The sequence below is a fragment of the Lactobacillus jensenii DSM 20557 genome, assembly GCF_001436455.1.
Lineage (GTDB): Bacteria > Bacillota > Bacilli > Lactobacillales > Lactobacillaceae > Lactobacillus > Lactobacillus jensenii.
Window position 1 is genome coordinate 1 of the sequence record NZ_AYYU01000074.1, and the last position, 472, is coordinate 472.

At 36.9% G+C, this 472-nt stretch carries 1 protein-coding gene; it reads left to right on the plus strand.

Going from position 1 to position 472, the window contains the following annotated elements; translation table 11 throughout:
- Positions 1–472: Rpn family recombination-promoting nuclease/putative transposase (locus FC45_RS07500; RefSeq protein WP_155517713.1), on the plus strand; the 472-nt coding region annotated here is incomplete at both ends.

The window sequence follows — 472 nt, forward strand, 5'->3', positions numbered from 1 at the left end:
TGCAAAATAAACGTTTTTGTAAGGCGATTATCCAAGCTGTGCTACCAGATGTAAATGTTGTATCGGTAGAAAGTATTGATACTCAAAAAGAGCTGGGGACTAAAAGTGACAAGCAAAGTAAATCTGTTAGGCTTGATATTGCGGTCAAAGACCAAGCTGGAAACTTGTACGACGTGGAGATGCAAGTAAATAACAATCATGATATTGGGCCGAGAATGAGATACTATCAGTCATCAATGGACCGTGACACCTTGGATAGAGGAGAACCGTATACTTCGCTTACTAGAACATATTTAATTTTCTTATGTGCATTTGATCCATTTGGTAGAGGTAAATTGCGTTATAGCTTTCATCTCTATGATGATGAAGATAAAAGTATTCAGCTAAAAAATAATGCGGAAAACATTATTATCAATTCCAAAGGTAGTGGGAGTAGCGGTGCCGATTTGTTAAATCTCCAAAAGTTGATGAA